This is a genomic window from Acinetobacter sp. CY17 (genome assembly GCF_059515825.1).
In genome coordinates, this window is sequence record NZ_JCAKMX010000008.1 from 47,459 (window position 1) to 62,520 (window position 15,062).

Annotated in this window: 14 protein-coding genes and 1 pseudogene; 7 read left to right on the forward strand and 8 right to left on the reverse strand. The window is 43.7% G+C overall.

Going from position 1 to position 15,062, the window contains the following annotated elements; all coding sequences use genetic code 11:
• Positions 1-21 precede the first annotated feature (21 nt).
• The 5 genes and pseudogenes from AC5YCI_RS07525 to AC5YCI_RS07545 all read right to left on the reverse strand — a co-directional run.
• A complete protein-coding gene (locus AC5YCI_RS07525; RefSeq protein ID WP_496175374.1) occupies positions 22-966 on the reverse strand; it encodes a VOC family protein in 945 nt (314 codons plus the stop codon).
• A 157-nt stretch (positions 967-1,123) separates the two neighbouring features.
• Complete coding sequence (locus tag AC5YCI_RS07530) at positions 1,124-2,617, reverse strand: NAD-dependent succinate-semialdehyde dehydrogenase (protein ID WP_496175375.1); 1,494 nt, start codon at positions 2,615-2,617, stop codon at positions 1,124-1,126.
• 25 nt (positions 2,618-2,642) lie between these two features.
• Positions 2,643-3,662: a dihydrodipicolinate synthase family protein gene (locus AC5YCI_RS07535; RefSeq protein WP_496175376.1), complete on the reverse strand. Its 1,020-nt coding sequence runs from the start codon at positions 3,660-3,662 to the stop codon at positions 2,643-2,645.
• A 59-nt stretch (positions 3,663-3,721) separates the two neighbouring features.
• Positions 3,722-4,723, reverse strand: a complete 1,002-nt coding sequence (locus AC5YCI_RS07540; protein WP_496175377.1) for an ornithine cyclodeaminase family protein — start codon at positions 4,721-4,723, stop codon at positions 3,722-3,724.
• Between the two features lie 256 nt (positions 4,724-4,979).
• Positions 4,980-5,346: pseudogene (locus AC5YCI_RS07545) on the reverse strand (transposase); the annotation flags it as partial.
• 375 nt (positions 5,347-5,721) lie between these two features.
• Between AC5YCI_RS07545 and AC5YCI_RS07550 the strand changes: the two are divergent.
• Complete coding sequence (locus AC5YCI_RS07550; protein WP_496175378.1) at positions 5,722-5,949, forward strand: DUF2798 domain-containing protein; 228 nt, start codon at positions 5,722-5,724, stop codon at positions 5,947-5,949.
• Positions 5,950-6,037: 88 nt separating this feature from the next.
• On the opposite strand, the gene AC5YCI_RS07555 is transcribed toward AC5YCI_RS07550, so the two are convergent.
• The 3 genes from AC5YCI_RS07555 to AC5YCI_RS07565 all read right to left on the reverse strand — a co-directional run bounded on the left by AC5YCI_RS07555 (position 6,038) and on the right by AC5YCI_RS07565 (position 9,067).
• On the reverse strand, positions 6,038-6,955 hold the full coding sequence (locus AC5YCI_RS07555; RefSeq protein WP_496175379.1) for a LysR family transcriptional regulator: 918 nt from the start codon (positions 6,953-6,955) through the stop codon (positions 6,038-6,040).
• A gap of 63 nt (positions 6,956-7,018) precedes the next feature.
• Complete coding sequence (locus AC5YCI_RS07560; RefSeq protein ID WP_496175380.1) at positions 7,019-8,263, reverse strand: NAD(P)/FAD-dependent oxidoreductase; 1,245 nt, start codon at positions 8,261-8,263, stop codon at positions 7,019-7,021.
• 21 nt (positions 8,264-8,284) lie between these two features.
• Complete coding sequence (locus AC5YCI_RS07565) at positions 8,285-9,067, reverse strand: alpha/beta fold hydrolase (RefSeq protein WP_496175381.1); 783 nt, start codon at positions 9,065-9,067, stop codon at positions 8,285-8,287.
• A gap of 200 nt (positions 9,068-9,267) precedes the next feature.
• Between AC5YCI_RS07565 and AC5YCI_RS07570 the strand changes: the two genes are divergently transcribed.
• The 6 genes from AC5YCI_RS07570 (at position 9,268) to AC5YCI_RS07595 (ending at position 14,976) form a co-directional block, all read left to right on the forward strand.
• The gene (locus tag AC5YCI_RS07570; protein WP_496175382.1) at positions 9,268-10,245 is read left to right on the forward strand and encodes a VOC family protein; all 978 of its coding nucleotides are present in this window, start codon (positions 9,268-9,270) and stop codon (positions 10,243-10,245) included.
• 27 nt (positions 10,246-10,272) lie between these two features.
• Positions 10,273-11,175, forward strand: coding sequence for an alpha/beta fold hydrolase (locus AC5YCI_RS07575; RefSeq protein ID WP_496175383.1), 903 nt, complete (start codon positions 10,273-10,275; stop codon positions 11,173-11,175).
• A 37-nt stretch (positions 11,176-11,212) separates the two neighbouring features.
• Complete coding sequence (locus AC5YCI_RS07580; protein ID WP_496175384.1) at positions 11,213-11,641, forward strand: lipocalin-like domain-containing protein; 429 nt, start codon at positions 11,213-11,215, stop codon at positions 11,639-11,641.
• A gap of 22 nt (positions 11,642-11,663) precedes the next feature.
• Positions 11,664-12,491 (forward strand): alpha/beta fold hydrolase, encoded by an 828-nt coding sequence (locus AC5YCI_RS07585; protein ID WP_496175385.1) that lies wholly within the window; start codon positions 11,664-11,666, stop codon positions 12,489-12,491.
• 22 nt (positions 12,492-12,513) lie between these two features.
• The gene (locus tag AC5YCI_RS07590; RefSeq protein WP_496175386.1) at positions 12,514-13,656 is read left to right on the forward strand and encodes an FAD-dependent oxidoreductase; all 1,143 of its coding nucleotides are present in this window, start codon (positions 12,514-12,516) and stop codon (positions 13,654-13,656) included.
• A 120-nt stretch (positions 13,657-13,776) separates the two neighbouring features.
• Positions 13,777-14,976 carry an MFS transporter gene (locus AC5YCI_RS07595; RefSeq protein WP_496175387.1) on the forward strand — a complete coding sequence of 400 codons (1,200 nt, stop codon included), beginning with the start codon at positions 13,777-13,779 and terminating at the stop codon, positions 14,974-14,976.
• The last annotated feature ends 86 nt before the right edge of the window (positions 14,977-15,062 follow it).

Genomic DNA, 15,062 nt, shown 5'->3' on the forward strand with positions numbered 1-15,062 from the left:
CACTGTTCGGTTAAAAAATGATTAGCCTGCTTTTTTGACTGGACCATTAAATGGTGCCCAGTTCTGCTTTCTGAATTCCAGCAAATACGCTTGGGCATTGTCTTCATGTAATGGAAGCTCACGTGGCACCCAGTTGGTATCGAGCTGATCCATATCAGCATCGTATTCAAAACGGCAACCCAATGGTCCGTCGAAATACCAGAACCAGTTCGAACCTAAACCATGGCGACCTGGACCCCAAAAGCTTTCGTGCCCCGCTTTTTCAAAACGCTGGCCTGCCAGCATCAACTCGCTTGGCCCAGAAAGATGGAATGAAATATGTTCAACACCTTTAATATGTTCCGGTGCCTGAATGAGAAATAAGGTATGGTGATCTGTAGTACCGCCAGCACGCAGGAATGGTCCACCACCTAGACGGTCACTGACACGGAACCCTAAACGGTTGACAAAAAAATGCTCCGCCTTCGCGGCATCCGGCACAAAAACAGCAGTATGGCCTAAAGTCCGAGGTTGAATTTGGATAGAATGATCTACACCAAGTTGATTATATTCACGACCTTGTGGAGCACCTGGTGCATTGATTTTTTCTACAGACAAATTTAATTCACGGCGAATACTGATTTGAAAACCAATACTAATGCCTGAGTCATCTACAGTTTCCAAAGCACCATTATCGAGTACTTTCACTTCACGGTCGGTACTCAGCTCTGCTTGAATAGCATCTAAAGTCGCCTGATCTGCAACACCATAGACCATTTTGCGTAATTGACTCATAGATGGGAGCTTTGGCGGCAAAGCTTCATGATCTGCTTCTGCAATCAGAATACCTGTACCATCTAAAGTTTCAAAATAGCGGCCAAAAACTTGATGTGGCACTTCAATCAAACCAAAATCCTGCATAAATTTGACTGAGGCAGCTAAGTCATTTGCGCCGTAGATCAATTGATCTATACCAATAATATTCATTCCATTTCTCCTGTATCCCATTCCTCGGAATACCCCTGTTGCCTTGTATTTTTATATCGCCGTTTTACTGCATCTTGCATTGGCTATTGAGCTGTCCCGCATTGTGAATAAAGTTGAAACAGCCCAATATTAGATCTAAGACCAATTGACGATTGACTTAGTCTGTGTACAATCCATCCCAACACATGTATTTCATTTCAAGAAATTCATCGATGCCGTAATGTGAACCTTCACGGCCCAAACCGCTTTGTTTCACGCCTCCAAATGGCGCAACTTCATTTGAAATCAGTCCAGTATTAATACCGATCATGCCCGCTTCTAAAGCCTCAGAAGTACGCCAAACACGCGCAGAGTTCTGACTATACAGATATGCTGCCAGTCCAAATTCGGTATCGTTGGCTTGCGCAATGACATCTTCATCTGTGCTGAAGCGGATCAAGGGCGCAACTGGACCAAAAGTTTCATCATGCGCAATTACCATGTCTTTAGTGACATTGGTCAAGACTGTCGGCTCAAAGAAGAATCCACCTAACTCGCTGCGGCGTCCGCCGCACACTACCGATGCGCCATGCTCCACAGCATTGGCAATATGCGACTGCACTTTTTCGACTGCGCCAGCATCAATCAGCGGGCCTTGAACTACGCCCTCTTCCAGGCCGTTGCCGACTTTCAGCGCTTTAACTTTAGCTACCAAGCGCTGTGCAAATTCGTCATAAATGGCATCCTGCACATAGATACGGTTGGCAGAAATACAGGCTTGACCTGTGTTACGGAATTTAGAGGCAATGACGCCATCTACCGCCAAGTTGAGGTCTGCATCATCAAATACAATGGAGGGTGCATTACCGCCCAGTTCCATTGAACATTTCTTAATGGTGGCTGCTGATTGTTCTAGCAGTGTGCGACCCACTTCCGTCGAGCCTGTGAAGGTAATTTTACGGACTAAAGGATGTGAAGTCAGAATACCACCAATGACACGCGTATCATTACCGGTCAACACACTGAATACACCATCCGGCACACCGGCACGGCGAGCAAGTTCTGCCAGCGCCAACGCCGTCATCGGCGTTTGACTTGCTGGTTTTACCACCATGGTACAACCAGCTGCCAATGCAGGTCCTGCTTTACGGGTAATCATCGCTGCTGGGAAATTCCAAGGCGTAATCGCTGCACAGACACCTATCGGCTGCTTCAACACCACAATACGTTGAGTGTCTTTCGGTGCTGGCAATATATCACCGCGGATACGTTTCGCTTCTTCAGCAAACCATTGCAAGAATGAAGCGGCGTAATCCATCTCACCGCGCGCTTCAGATAAAGGTTTGCCTTCTTCCAAAGTAATGATGGTGGCTAAGTCTTCTTTATGTTCCACAACCAGCTGATACCAGCGGTTAATAATTTCATAACGCTGTTTGGCTGTGGTTTTACGCCATTTCTCAAAAGCTGTTTGTGCAGTGGCAATCGCCTGATTGGTTTCTTCTTCCTTGCAACGTGGCAATTTAACCAGCTCTAATCCTGTTGCTGGGTTATTTAAGCTGTAACTACCATGAGCAGTTTCTTGAATCCACTGGCCATTAATGAAGGCACCAGTTTTCCAAAGGCCAGGATCTTTCAGGAGGTCTGCTGGATTTAAATGTGCAAAACTATTCATTTATCTATCCTTAATTTATTAAGCCTTACTCTGGAAAACGACCAACCAAGAATTCACTGTCTGGGTCATCGGTGCATGGCAAACCTGAAGCGATTAAGCCTTGACGCAATACTTTCATCTGACGATCTGGAATACGGGCAATCGGCGCGCGAAGCGGACCACCATTGAAACCCGCTAACCAGTCCATGTATTTCCAATGCGCACGGTTAATATAGTTAGAACCTGGCATATAGGCTCCAGTTGCAGCACCTACTGCACCGCGAGCCGGCTGAGCTTGCCAGTACAATTGCATCGCTTCATCAAAGTTGCCTTCTTTCGCTAGATTAAAGGTTTTGACAAAATGATCACCCATCCACTGCGTATAGCTGGTTCCTGAGAATTGCATATCCATGTAACGAAGAAGTGGAATCACGTCACTTTCAATCGGGCAGGTCACAACGATCTGATCGTTAAAACGTTCAAAGCTATCCACTAAACCGGCAATATGCGGGAAACCCTGTTCTGCTTTTAATGACACCACATTCGGACAGTCATCAATTAATCGTTGAATCAGTTCTGGTGACATGCCTTGTGGATGTACACGCTCAAAGCCCCAAAGTGGAATAGCAAACAACATCACCCCTAAATCTGTCGCATCACAGAAAGCTTTGGTATAGTCATAAATATCTTGTTCAGAAGTCGGCCAGAAATTGGATGGATAAGACAGCAGCACAATATCTGCACCCGCTTTTTCCGCCAGTTTTACTGCACGAATATTTTCTTCCAGTGTGCCAAAGCCTGCGTGGAAGAATAAACCCAATTTGTCACCTGCCTGATCTTTTGCCCATGCGGTAAATTGCGCATTTTCCTCAGGGGTAATTGCCACTTCTGTACATAACAATGTATAGGTGTAACCCAAATCGATGACTTTCTGAATATCGTGGCGAATACCCTTCTCATTTAAGCGGCTTAAGTCTTGGCTATAACTTGGAATAGTGACTGATGAGCAACCTTTTAAATATTCTTTTGCCCATGCACGTGCTTCACTGCGTTTATAGTTAGCCATGAAAATTCTCCTTTCCCTGTTGGGTTACGTTCTTAAATATTGATGTTTTAAATTTTGAATTAACGGTCGATGGTGACAATGCTGTCGCTCATTTCTTGGTATTTGTCTGCGGTTTTGGCATTACGTAGCAGCATTTCAGCAGTCACGATGTCTTGTAGCGCTGAGCCAACAGATTTGTAGATGACAATCTCTTCTGGTGAATTACGTACTTTGGCTTTTCCTGACATGACATCAGATAAAGAAACTGTCTTTGCAGCCACATCACAGCCTTCTTGCTGTGCAACTAGCGCGTCACCTGTTTCATGAATCACTTCTTCTGGCATATCTGCCACAATCAGACTTGCAGCTTTCATGGTTTCAACATCTAGTTCACGTTGTTCTGGCAAGGTTGAACTGACTGATACCACGGTCATCCCCGGTTCAAGCCATGCAGCATCAAAGACTGGCCCACCGTCACGGCTGCGTGACGCACAGATCACCACATTGGCACCCTTAACAGCCTCTTCTGCTGTTGCAACGGCTTGAATATCTAAGCCATATTGAGCATGAAATTCTTGTGCGAATTTTTCACGGTTGGCTTCAGTTGGGCTAAATACACGTACTTTTGCCACACGACCTGTAGCATTGAGTGCATGTAGATGGCTACGTGCGAGTGCACTTGATCCTAAGATCACAACATCGAATTGATCTGCATCTGCCAAAACATTCACCGCTACAGCAGAGCTAGCTGCGGTGCGGATGTCGGTAATACGGTTGCCATCAATAAGTGCAGCCAAGCGCATAGTGTCTTGATCGAATAATGAAATCAGGTAGCTGGCTTTTTTGTTTTTTGGGCTTGCAGCGATGAGTTTACAACCCATGTATTCTTTAGAAGGTGAAACTGCACAAAGGCTACGTAACCAAAAACCATCACCGCGTGCCATAGTACGTGGTGGCACCATGGCATTAGAAATAGGTTGGCTATAAGCATGACTGAGTGCTTCGATGGCACTTGACCAAGTTGCGAGTTGTGCAACATGGTCGTCATTAATAAATAAGGTTGGATGGTGTGCGTGGTTCACTGCTGAACTCCGTTTCAGTCATTTTTTTCTAATGTACTGATCTGCGATATGCGGAGCTAGCATGTAAGGTGTAAAGCAGATATCTATAAAATGGATGGATAGGACAAGAATATTTTGATTGCAAGGTACAATGATTTCCTAAGCAATCTTAGGGAAAGTTGATGGTTTATACTAATCCAGGTATACCCAATCACATATGATTCTGCCAATGCTGGACTTTTAAATCATTGTATTTCTAGGCTATATTATTGGCTTAGCAAGCAGAGTATTCTGCAGTGTTGATACCCATTTATTTACAGGCAGCAAATACAGTAATTTCACTCATATTCAAATCTTGAACTAGACTATACTTTTCTTAGCATGATCTATCAGAAAGTACACATACGCTTTTTTTAAGATGTTATTGGCTTCCTTTCGCCGCTTGACCTCTTTCTCAAATTCTAAGATCCGCTGTTGTTCTTGTGAAAGTTGACGTTCGCTTGAAGCAACTGGATTGCTTTTACGAATCTATTTACATAACCCACACCTAATTTCTGAGAAATTTCAGCTATAGGCCTATGTGAGTTTGCAAGCACATAATGAATGGGTTGTTGTTTAAATGCTGGACTAAAGCGTCTGGCTATTTATTACATCTCTAAATTTAATGTTACGTTAGCTTTGGATCAGTGAGAAGCACGGCTTCGTAAGGTCCATTATTTTTTCTAGGATCACTATTAACACTGTGTGAAAGATTAGAATCTACAATCAAACTTGAAGCTAGATGCTGCTGATTTTCAAAAAAATAAATACGAAGAAATCACAAAACTGCTGCCATACAGCTTCATGCTCATTTGAATTAAATAAACAAAAAAATTATAATGCACGTTTATTGCCTAAAAATGATAGGTCAGTTGGTTATTCTGGCCCTCATCTATATGAGAATTAGTCTGTTTAGAACCCTTGGCGTTAACCATCATTCAGCACATGCTGAATCAATGTTACATAAAGGTTTTTACGCAATGAACCAGAAAAAATTCATTATCATCACCCAAGTTTTTATTTCAGGAATGATGGCGTTTGTTATGACGCTCTTCTTTTCGATCCTAAACTTAGGTTTGACCTCTTTAATGATTCAAGAATGGTTAACAAGCTTTGCTATCGCTTGGCCTGTTGCGTTTTTATTCTCCCTTGTAATTTCTCCACTCGCTTTCGCTATTAGTGGAAAACTGTTCAAGTTTAAACTTTAAGTATCTAAGTCTAAAATGAACGACCTATAAAAAATGGGAGCTAATGAAATGCTCCCATTTTTTGTACTCTATTGATTCATACAAAACATTATCGATTCACAATCATCCCTTTCAATATCAGCGGCGCTTGTTTCTCAAACCATTGCTGAATCACCCGTGATGCACGTGTATTTGGACGGCGTATGGTATGTGACAAGACAACACTGCGTGACAATTCTGGCTCTACAATCAAACTGGCTGTTAAACGCTGTTGGTTTTCAAGACCAAATAGACCCGAAGAAATGGCATATCCACCACCTGCAGCCACAATCTCATGCTGTAAACGGTTCGAGTCTGCTTCTAAGACACATTCAAAGTTATAGTCCATCTGCCTTGCCAACTGATCTAGACGGGCACGTAAAGGGTGGGGTCGACTTGGTACAATCAGGGGCAAATCTTGTAAATCCCTTAGTTTAATAGTCGGCTGTTCCACTAAGGGATCATTGATCTTCCCCACTAGCATTAAGCCAAATTCAGCAATCACAGCTTCTTCTGGCTTAATAACTTCCCCTTCACGAAGAAGTAAAGCCATATCAATACGCCCCTCCTCAATCATTTCTTCTAAATGCACATTTGAACCTTCGCTCAAATGTAAATTAATACGGGGATAATTTTGCTGTATATAACTATAAAGCGCACCTGAAAGCTGATGCACCAAAGCGGGTAACAAACCTACACGGACTTCACCTATCGGTTCACCACCATAAGTGCGAATATCATCCTCAATCACACCACACTCAATTGCTAGTTTAATAATGCGAGGCAGTAATTCGGCACCCAATTCTGTCAAGACCACACCACGCCCAGTACGTTTAAATAGGCGTGTGCTGCATTGTTCTTCAAGTTGGGCAATATGCCTGCTAATCATAGACTGGGGTACATTAAACGCATGCGCTGCCTTGGACAGGCTGCCTAACTCTGCGACTTTAATAAACACCAGCCATTTAGAATCCAGTATTGATGGCATGCATATTTCCCTATTCATGTTCCCTATAAAAAATGAGTCTGAAGCACAGACCGGTTCAGATTTTTATACCGAATTAAGAGTCAAAAAACTCTTCAAATTGGTATGAATATCTGCAACTTGGTGCTTAGACGGCGTGATCCCTGCTTCCAGCAATTTTCTTGCCATCATATGATCTACTGGTTGATTCACCGAATCAATAGCGACAAGTTTATCTTTGGCATAATGGAACACGGAAAAACGGCCGCTTTTCATATCGCCACGAATTACATAATCACTGGTATCAAAAGAAAGCCCGGTCATCTGTAAACGAATGTCGCCCTGATCTGTCCAGAACCACGGTACATTTTTATATTCCGCAGGCTGTTCGGTAACGAACTTGGCTACGGTAATGGCCTGATCATTCGCATTTTGTACCGATTCTAATCGGATACGACGTTCGCCTGCAAAATGATTTTCATGGTTGGCACAATCACCAATGGCAAAAATATTGGCGATATTGGTTTGCATGGTACGATTGACGCTAATCCCATTATCACATTGAATGCCTGCCTGCTCTGCCAGTTCGGTATTTGGAATTGCCCCTACGCCCACCAACACCAATTCAGCAGGAATAATGCCATTGGCACAGCGTACCCCTGTCACTTTGCTATTTTCACCAACAAATTCATTGATAAATGCACCGGTTTCAATCTGAATGCCATTTTTACGGTGTATATCGGCAATATAATCCGACACCAATGGCGATACAGAACGACCCAAAACCCGTGGCATATGCTCGAGCACCGTAACATTCTTACCTAAACTACGTGCTGTAGAGGCCAACTCTAAACCAATAAATCCACCACCAATAATCACGACATTTTCAGTTGTGTTAAGTGCTGAACGTAATTGCCGTGCATCCTGTAAAGTGCGCAGACTCATGACACCTTGTAGTTCAATTCCCGGTAAAGGCAATTGACGTGGGCGGGTTCCTGTGGCTAATACCAGATAATCATATTCAAGCAGATCGCCATGATAGAGCTTGACCACGTTTTCATCGGGGTCAATTTCGCTCACTGCAGTATTTAAACGTAAATCGATTTGATATTTTTCATAAAAAGTTTCTGGCTGTAGACAGAGTTTGGATAAATCCAACTCATCTACATCTTTAATAAAACTTTTTGACAATGGCGGACGATGATAGGGTAAGTCCGCCTCATTACTAATCAATACAATTTCACCAGTAAAGCGCTCATGACGTAAAGCTTTGGCACAGCTGCAGCCGGCATGTCCACCACCGATAATTACCACTCTTTTATTGTTATTCATCGTGAATTCACTCCATGAAAATCATTTATGGGTTAAAAAATTTGTTAAATATTGGCTGACCTGATCAGGCGCTTCAAAATTACAGATATGACCACTGCCCTGAATAATTTCTAATTTCGCATTCGGCAATTGCGCTGCCATCGCCTGCATATCTTCCACCGGACCACCACCATGATCATGCTCTGCGGCCAATAGCAATACTGGAGTTTGAATCTGTCCGAGTGAGCTTGAAAAGTCCATTTCAATAAAAGCATTCACATAGGCACAGTAACCTTCTACTGTGGTACGTTTAATCATAGCGCGTAGTTGCTGGTCAGCCTCAGGATGCGTGTCACGAAATTCTTCAGATAACCAACGATCCACCGTAACATCACCTAATTTATCCAAGCCATTGGCCTGCGCTTTGGCACAACGGTCACGCCAAAATTCGTGACGGTCATCTGGCTGACGAGGACGGCAGCAGCACGCCACAATTTTTTCAATCCGTTCCGGAGATATCAGCCCCAGCGATAAACTGACAGAACCGCCAAAACCCAGACCAACCACACTACTTTTTTGAATGCCTAAATGATCCCATAACGCAATCACCCCATCGACAATTGCTTGAAAAGAACATGGTTCTGGCGGTAATGGACTAAGGTTATGTCCCCAGGGATCAAAGGTCAGTACCTGAAAATGCTCTGCCAGAATTTCAGCATGCATTGCCCAGAAACTTGCATCATTGCCTATACCCGGAATAAAGGTAATCCATGCCGCGTCTACTTTGCCTTGAACATGATGATTAAATAACGGTAATGACGTCATGTCAGTTGAACTCCACTCATATCTTGTTTGAACTTAATTAAACAAAATTGAGTGATGCATCCTAGGTTTGAAATCCTAAATCAGATATCCAGAATATGCATAACTGCTTTATGAGTTAAATGCTATTTTCACATGCCAATGCTTCGTACAGTGAAGACCAAGGATGAATAACACTTTGGTACTGACCAACGGAGCACGATATGACCACAGCACAAAATTTTAAAATAAAAGGCTTAGACCGTATACGCTTTGGCGTTGAACAGCTAGATGATGCTTTACGCTTTGCCAATGATTGGGGCCTGAAGCAGGTCGAAAGCGATCAGGACAATAGTTACCTTTTTGTGACCACAGACAATTCTCAAGTCGAGATTTTCCAAGCTGATACAACCCATCCTGACCGCACACCTATCGGCAATCCAAGTGGCATGTGTGAAATGGTATGGGGCGTTGAAGATCAGGCCGGCTTAGATGCGATTGCTGCAGAGCTGAGCACTGACCGTGAAGTGACTGTAGATGCTGACGGCACCATACACAGTCAGGATGATTTGGGCATTCACATTGCTTTCCGTATAGCACAGCGCAGCTATGTTCCGTTTACCGATACACAATTTAACTCGCCAAGCCAGCCTAAACGTGTCAATAGCCGAGCTCCCCGTTACGAAAAAGCTCAGCCTTATGAAATTAGTCACTTGGCCATTGGTGTTGATGATGCCGGTGAAGCAGTAAAGTTTTATCTTGAACGTTTAGGCTTTCTGGTTTCTGACCGCTATGCAGATCGTGGTGTATTCATTCGTTGTTCCGTTGAGGGCAATCATCATCACCTGTTCTTTATGAATGGTAAAGCACCAGGCACTCGCTTTAACCATCTTGCTTTTAAAGTTCGCGACATCCATGAAGTGATTTTTGGCGGTCAGCATATTGACAGTCGAGGTTGGCAAACCTTTGCAGGTCCAGGCCGTCATCGTGTTTCTTCAGCATGTTTCTGGTATTTCCTCACCCCATTTGGTGGTGCCTGGGAATATGCCGCTGATGAAGACATTGTGACTGAGGATTGGGAATCAACAGATTTTGCAGCGGAAGCGCATATTTTCACCGAATGGACCTTTGGACTAGAAAAGTCCGACGGCACCTTACGTGGTCCGATTTCACAAAGTAAAGCACAACCACTAGAAGACTAAAGCTGACGTTGAGATAAGGAAAAAAGCATGAATGCCACGGTTCATACTGAAGCAGAACATTACTGGGTTCAACTGATTCACTCAGATGTGCGCATCATTCAAGGAAAATATAAAAGCCGTATTTTAGAAGCAGGCAATCCGAACAACCCTGCCCTATTTTTACTGCATGGTACTGGCGGGCATCTTGAAAATTATGCTCGTAACATTCCAGCACTGGCTGAACACTTCCATGTGATTGCCTTAGATTTTCTCTGGCATGGTCGTTCTCAAACGACTGAATTTGATCATGAGGTCATTCCAAATTTGATTGACCAGATTCTAGATGTGATGCAGCAGTTAAATATTTCACGTGCGCATTTTGAAGGCCAGTCTATGGGTGGGTGGGTGGCCATGCAATTGGCAATTCAGCATCCAGAAAAAGTAGATCGTTTAGTGCTGACCACCACTATGGGTTACCGTCCGGATGCAGGTGCAATCCCTGACTATGTAGAACCCCATTGGGCAGCAAATTTATCCAGCTCGATTGAAGTACTCAACAACCCAAGTTTTGAAAATGTCCGTACCCGGATGGCTCGCATCTTAGCCAAGCCAGAACGTTTAACGGATGAATCGATCCAAGTGCGTCAGACCTTATATCGTCAACCTGCTTTGGCTGAAGTTCAAAAGCAATTCATTACTGAATATTTGTCTGGCGAAACCATTCAAAAACATACCGTAACTGATGCTTTAGCTAAAAAAATTCTAGCACCGACATTCGTTTATTGGGGCGATGCTAACCGTACACCGCCTGCCTTAGGACAGCATATTGCAGATCAGGTGCAGCAAGGAACATTTTACTGTGCCGAAGATACGGGACACTGGGCACAATTTGAAAGTGCCGACGTCCACAACCAAGTAGTAACTGAATTTCTATTAAACAAAAACCAATAAAACCCGATTTAAACATTGAAAACTTAAGGAAGTAATTATGTCAAATATTGATTTAACAGGCCGCTGGGAATTGGTGACCTTTGCACAAAACTATGATGACGGGCGCCAAGTTTTACCGATGGGTGAGGCACCACAAGGCATTATTCAATATACAGCAGATGGTTTTATGAGTTGTCAAATTAGCCGAGCTAATCGAGCACCCTTTACAACAGGCGGACAATGGAATGCTTCGGATGCTGAAAAAGCTGGCGCTTATAACAGCATGATGTCCTATGCAGGACGGTATGACGTTGAAGGTAATACGGTAACCCATTATGTGGATCTTAGTTTATTTCCAAACTGGATTGGCGGACAGCAAAAACGCAGCTTCTCTTTGGATGAACAAGGTCAGCTTAGCTTGACTGCACGTTTAGAAGAAAATACCTCAGAAGCCCGCACTGCTCTCTTGCTGTGGAAACGCGGTTAATTCAATTTTCAAGGAATGAATAATGAATACGATGACAAATCCTGAAATTGGCAAAAACATCCAATGCGGTGCAATTCAAACCAACTATCACGATGTAGGACAAGGTGAACCTGTTTTGCTACTACATGGCTCAGGCCCTGGCGTCAGTGCATGGGCAAATTGGCGTTTGACCATTCAAGCACTACAAAATGATTATCGTTTACTGGCACCTGACTTTGCCGGTTTTGGTTACAGCACATTCCCAGAGGACATCGACTTTAATCGTGATACTTGGCTCCAGCAAATGGTGGATTTCCTGGATGCTTTAGGGCTGAAAAAAGTCAATGTCATTGGTAACTCCTTTGGCGGATCCATGGCCCTTGCTTTGGCTATTTATCACCCTGAGCGTGTCAATAAGTTAATTCTCATGGGCAGTGTTGGAGTTCCATTTGAATTGACCGCTGGTTTAGATGCGGTATGGGGCTATACGCCATCGTTTGAAAACATGCAGGCCATCATGAAAATCTTTGCCTACAACCAAAATCTGGTAGGGGATGATTTGGTACAAATGCGCTATATCGCCAGCACCAAAGAAGACACGCGTGCAGCCTATGAACGTATGTTCCCTGCGCCACGCCAGCAATGGGTTGAAGCAATGTCTCATTCAGAGGAATCCATTCGCAAAATTAAGCAGCCTACATTGATGGTCCATGGTCGTGATGACAAGGTGATTCCGCTTTCAACCTCTTTGACCATGCTGAACTGGATTGAAAATAGTCAAGTTCATATTTTCAGCCAATGCGGCCATTGGACTCAAATCGAGCACGCGAAAAACTTTACCCAATTAGTTGCACAGTTTTTAAAAGATTAATAATGCTTCAAGGATGACTCGCATGACACAACAATCTGCCGCTGCAGGCAAAAAAGCTCTCATTATTGGCGCAGGTACAGCTGGCATGGCTTCTGCTATTACGCTGTCGCGTATTGGCGTCAAAGTTGACCTGATTGATATCAATCCGAATTGGGGTGCATTAGGTGCTGGCTTGACGATTACCGGCCCGACCCTACGTGCACTGAAACAGCTCGGGGTTTATGACGAAGTCACTGAACAAGCTTATGTTGGTGATGGTATTCAAGTCTGCGATCCTGCTGGCAATCCACTGCGTATTTTACCAACGCCCATGCTCGACGGTGCTGATACCGCTGGAAGCGGCGGTATTATGCGTCCAACTATGCATTCGATTATGCACAAGTATGTTAAAGATGCCGGCATTCAAATGCGCCTAGGTTTAACTGCGGATGATTTTGAACAAGATGAAAATGGGGTGACGGTCACTTTCAGTGACGGTAGTCAAGGCTATTATGACTTTGTATTAGGTGCAGACGGCGTACTTTCAAAAACTCGCCAGCTGTTATTTCCTGACGCACCTAAAGCAGAATATACCGGTCAAAGCTGCTGGCGTTTATTTTTAAAGCGCCCTGCTTCGATTGAACGCCGTACCTATTTCTTGGGTGGTCCGGTGAAAGTCGGTTTTACGCCTGTTTCTAAAGATCACATGTATATGTTCTTATTAGAACGCTGCCCACAACGCTGGCAAGAACCTGAAGATAATTACAAAAATTTAAAGCAGTTGCTTGAAGGTTATGACGGTATTCTCGCTGAAATCCGTGAATCCTTAAGCGAAGCTGATAATCCAAATATCAACTTCCGCCCACTTGAATGCTTTGACCTTCCAGGACCATGGTATCTAGGAAAAGTATTACTTATTGGTGACTCAGCACACCCAACTACACCACAGCTAGCCTCAGGCGCAGGTATGGGTATTGAAGATGCGTTAGTACTCGCTGAAATCTTTAAGAAACAGGCAAATGTCGATCTAGCCTTTGCTGAATTTATGCAGCGCCGTGAGCAACGTTGTCGTTTAGTTACGCAAAGTTCAATGGAAATTGGACGTTTGGAGCAACAGCGCGCACCGGTTGAACAACAAACTGCAATTGTAGAAAAAGCACTGAATGTTCTTAAAGAAGCCATTTAATCCGAAGCCCCGATCAACATTAATCGGGGTTTATTTTTTAAAACAAGAATTTATAGACCTCAGTCTAAGCAACTAGCTCAGTGAAGAGCACACATTATTTGCATGCTAAAGGAGCAGCGTATGGTTCGTATCGAAAGCAAACGAGGGATGTTTGCACTTATGATGGCACACTGTGCCGGTATGCTAGATTTAGTCGCGTTGCCAATTTGGGTGGGAACACTCATTGCTCATTATCAGCTTGATCCACAACAAGCTGGTGGTTTGGCGACACTCTTTTTAGTGGGTGCTGCAGGTGCCAGTATTTTCTTCGCACCACGCTTTAACCGTATCCATGTCAAAATTGCGGCTGTTGTAGGCTTTGCTCTTGCTGCGCTCAGCTTTGTGGTTGCCGGCTTAAATACCAGTTTCCCTGTATTAGCTGGTTTACATTTTGTCGGTGGTCTAGCTGCGGGCACAGCCCTAAGTGTCACACATGGCACCATGGGACATGCTATTAACCCACATCGTGTGTTTGGATTGGCAGGTCTCGCGATTGGTATATTCGGTGTCATTTTTTTAGGTGGTACACCTGGGGTAACTCAACAGTTTGGTGGTCATGCCATGTTTTATGTCATGGCGGGTGTGATGATTTTAGCAAGTTTAGCTTGCCTCTTTTTCTTTCCAAAGCCGACCAAACCGGTACCTTTTGATAACTTTGAACAAATTAAAACTCTACCACCGCTGGGTAAACCTGTGTGGTTCTGCATGATTGGTGTGGCACTCTTGGCGATGACCCAAGCCATGACCTTAAGTTTTTATGAAAGAATCGGTTTAGAACGTGGTTTTACCCGTGACATGGTCACCATGGCTTTAGTCATTTATGGTATTGTCACCATCTTCCCTGCTCCTTTAGCCGCAATGTTACAAAATAAAGTTAGTGTCACTGCGATCATTGCTTTTGGTCCAATTTTTCAAGGGATCTTTGCCTTACTCACCACACACACCCATCATTATTCAGTCTTTGCTTTTGCTGGTCCAATGATGGCATTTACCATTTTATTTGTGCATACCTTTGCTTTTGGTTTATTGGCACGTTTAGACCCAACCGGTCGAGCGGTCGCAGGAACCCCTGCTATGCTGATGGTTGGTGCAGCGGTTGCACCGTTTATTAGTGGTACACTGGTGAAATTTATTGGTTTTGAAGCGATTGGTTATGCTTGCTGTGTGATTGTAGCAATCCAAGTGTATTTGTTTAGTCAAACACGTAAAGCCGTATTGGCAGGTGAAACCAATGTTCCTGCAGCAAATGTCACAACAAGTAATCAACGCCCTGCAATCTAATACCAGAATATCCATTTAATTTTATTTGTTATTCAGATTATGTCAGGTTTTTCCATAAACCTGACTTTTTTATTTTCAACTAAAAA

Coding starts and splice junctions, on each gene's coding strand:
- AC5YCI_RS07525 (WP_496175374.1), bottom strand. CDS start 966: ATGAATATTATTGGTATAGATCAATTGATCTACGGCGCAAATGACTTA.
- AC5YCI_RS07530 (WP_496175375.1), bottom strand. CDS start 2,617: ATGAATAGTTTTGCACATTTAAATCCAGCAGACCTCCTGAAAGATCCT.
- AC5YCI_RS07535 (WP_496175376.1), bottom strand. CDS start 3,662: ATGGCTAACTATAAACGCAGTGAAGCACGTGCATGGGCAAAAGAATAT.
- AC5YCI_RS07550 (WP_496175378.1), top strand. CDS start 5,722: ATGAACCAGAAAAAATTCATTATCATCACCCAAGTTTTTATTTCAGGA.
- AC5YCI_RS07555 (WP_496175379.1), bottom strand. CDS start 6,955: ATGCCATCAATACTGGATTCTAAATGGCTGGTGTTTATTAAAGTCGCA.
- AC5YCI_RS07560 (WP_496175380.1), bottom strand. CDS start 8,263: ATGAATAACAATAAAAGAGTGGTAATTATCGGTGGTGGACATGCCGGC.
- AC5YCI_RS07565 (WP_496175381.1), bottom strand. CDS start 9,067: ATGACGTCATTACCGTTATTTAATCATCATGTTCAAGGCAAAGTAGAC.
- AC5YCI_RS07570 (WP_496175382.1), top strand. CDS start 9,268: ATGACCACAGCACAAAATTTTAAAATAAAAGGCTTAGACCGTATACGC.
- AC5YCI_RS07575 (WP_496175383.1), top strand. CDS start 10,273: ATGAATGCCACGGTTCATACTGAAGCAGAACATTACTGGGTTCAACTG.
- AC5YCI_RS07580 (WP_496175384.1), top strand. CDS start 11,213: ATGTCAAATATTGATTTAACAGGCCGCTGGGAATTGGTGACCTTTGCA.
- AC5YCI_RS07585 (WP_496175385.1), top strand. CDS start 11,664: ATGAATACGATGACAAATCCTGAAATTGGCAAAAACATCCAATGCGGT.
- AC5YCI_RS07590 (WP_496175386.1), top strand. CDS start 12,514: ATGACACAACAATCTGCCGCTGCAGGCAAAAAAGCTCTCATTATTGGC.
- AC5YCI_RS07595 (WP_496175387.1), top strand. CDS start 13,777: ATGGTTCGTATCGAAAGCAAACGAGGGATGTTTGCACTTATGATGGCA.